General features: G+C 46.9%; 2 protein-coding genes. One reads left to right on the top strand and one right to left on the bottom strand.

Annotated elements, in window-relative coordinates; translation table 11 throughout:
* Nucleotides 1-60: 60 nt before the first annotated feature.
* Nucleotides 61-669, bottom strand: a complete 609-nt coding sequence (gene lepB, locus QT974_RS31005) for a signal peptidase I (RefSeq protein ID WP_333472213.1) — start codon at nt 667-669, stop codon at nt 61-63.
* Nucleotides 670-912: 243 nt separating this feature from the next.
* Between lepB and QT974_RS31000 the strand changes: the two genes are divergently transcribed.
* Nucleotides 913-2,238, top strand: coding sequence for a dihydroorotase (locus QT974_RS31000; protein WP_333472212.1), 1,326 nt, complete (start codon nt 913-915; stop codon nt 2,236-2,238).
* Nucleotides 2,239-2,383: the final 145 nt, after the last annotated feature.

The following is a 2,383-nucleotide window of genomic DNA, read 5'->3' as shown; positions in this document are numbered from 1 at the left end:
CCGAGGATTTGAATCGTTTGTATAGACGCGGTTTCCAACCGCCGAGGATTTGAATGGTAGCTAATTTTTAGCGGGATAAATCGGCGTGGGGTCGATCGAGCCTGTGCGGTTGAGAGGCCAAAAACGGACGATCGCCCTACCGATGATATTTTGCTTCGGTACAAAGCCCCAATAATGGCTGTCACAGCTTGCGTTGCGGTTGTCACCCAGCACCAAGTAAGAATTTTGAGATACAACCACAGGCCCGTAGGGATACTGCGGAATTTCTTCAATATATTTTTCCTGTAGCGGCTGCTTGTTAATAAAAACTTTTCCCTCTTTGACTTCCACAGTATCGCCCGGAAGTCCGATCACTCGCTTAATGTAGGCATCTTTGATCGGCGGTGGCTGTCCCGTGCACAAACTCGCCGGATCGGGAGGCATAAACACGATAATATCTCCTCGCTGCGGGTCTTGGAGTCGATAGCTCACCTTGTCTATAATTAGTCGATCGTTAATTTGTAGGGTTGGGAGCATCGAGCCGGTGGGAATGTAGCGAGCTTCAGCAACGAGGGTGCGGATACCAAAGGCTAAGAATGCTGCTAAGCCGATCGTCTTAATTCCTTCTATCCAAGGATTTTCAGTATCTTGCGGGGGTTTTTGGTCGGCTGACTTGTCTGGACGAGTCATAAGTATTAAGTGACTGGGCTGGATACAAATTATAAACTTATTTCGGGGTTTTTTGAGGAAATCTGCAAAATCTGTGCCCCAGACGCGAGTTTTTGTACTATCTGGTTGAGTAAGGTGCGGACAGCGCACCCTAAACATTATAAATTTTCCGCAAGTTAGTTATATTTCTTACTATTTTCAAAACTCTTTTGAGGATAAAATTTTCCCATGTTTCCACGTACACTCCTGACTTAATTATAGCTTATGCCGACCACATCAAGTTTGTTAATCCGCCGCGCTCGCATTCTGTTACCCGACGGCGAGTTTTTGGTAGGAGACGTGCAAATTAGCGATGGCAAAATTGTTCGGGTTGCTCCGGAGATTGCTGGATCGGGCGATCGCGAAATAAATGCGATCGGCTTAACTCTGTTGCCCGGAGTAATTGACCCGCAGGTACACTTCCGCGAGCCGGGTTTGGAACACAAGGAAGATTTGTTTACGGCTAGTTGTGCGTGCGCTAAGGGTGGCGTGACATCGTTTTTGGAAATGCCGAATACCCGCCCCCTAACTACAACCCAAGCGGCCTTAGATGACAAGCTAAGGCGCGCTGCTGACAAGTGTTTGGTCAATTACGGCTTTTTTATTGGGGCGACGCCGGAGAATTTGCCGGATTTGTTGGATGCGAATCCGACTCCGGGGATTAAGGTGTTTATGGGTTCGATGCACGGACAGCTTTTGATGGATGGAGAGGAAAATTTAGAGAGAGTTTTCGCAAAGGGCGATCGATTAATTGCAGTACACGCCGAAGATCAAACTAGAATTAATCAGCGCCGTCAGGAATTTGCCGGCAGTACCGATTTAGCTGTGCACTCGCAAATTCAAGACAATCAAGCAGCCTTGTTAGCAACTCAGCTAGCCGTAAAACTTTCTAAAAAATATCAACGCCGACTGCACATTCTGCACCTTTCAACTGGCGACGAAGCCGAGTTTTTGCGTCAAGAAAAACCCAGTTGGGTAACAGCAGAAGTAACGCCGCAGCATTTGTTGTTAAATACCAGCGCCTATCAAAAAATCGGCAGTTTAGCCCAGATGAATCCCCCATTACGCGATACCCGCGATAACGAAATACTTTGGCAAGCTTTACTCGACGGCGTAATTGATTTTATCGCCACCGATCACGCGCCGCACACCTTAGAAGAAAAAGCTCAAGAGTATCCAAATAGCCCATCTGGAATGCCAGGAGTTGAAACTTCTTTGCCTTTAATGTTGACGCAAGCAGTCGAGGGAAGATGTACAGTTGCCCAAGTTGCTAATTGGATGTCTGCGGCTGTTGCGAAGGCTTATAAAATCCCGAACAAAGGGGCGATAGCTCCGGGTTTTGACGCCGATTTAGTCTTAGTTGATTTGGACAACTACCGCCCGGTAATCGGAGCAGAAATGGCGAGCAAGTGCGGCTGGAGTTCCTTTGAAGGTTGGAATTTAACTGGCTGGCCTGTGGTGACAATTGTTGGCGGTAAAGTTGTTTTTGAGAACGGTAAGTTGGATACAAATGTCAGGGGTGAAGCCTTGAAATTTGATACAAATATGTAGGGGCGAAGCATTCGGGTGAAAATTAATGAAATAAGCGCAAAATATAAATCCCGAATGCGAGAGCCCAATCCCAACGAGAAATCCCAAGCGCAAATTCCCCAACCATAAATCAATTACCCAAAATTCTGTTAATGTGGATCGCTCG

The organism is Microcoleus sp. BM001215392 (assembly GCF_036700185.1).
In the GTDB taxonomy this organism is placed as follows: Bacteria; Cyanobacteriota; Cyanobacteriia; order Cyanobacteriales; family Microcoleaceae; genus Microcoleus.
Note: the sequence above shows the minus strand (reverse complement) of the source record. Positions and strands in the feature narration are given on the sequence as shown.

Excerpts from the sequence above, each read along its gene's own strand:
- QT974_RS31000 (WP_333472212.1), top strand. The coding sequence starts at position 913 with ATGCCGACCACATCAAGTTTGTTAATCCGCCGCGCTCGCATTCTGTTA.
- lepB (WP_333472213.1), bottom strand. The coding sequence starts at position 669 with ATGACTCGTCCAGACAAGTCAGCCGACCAAAAACCCCCGCAAGATACT.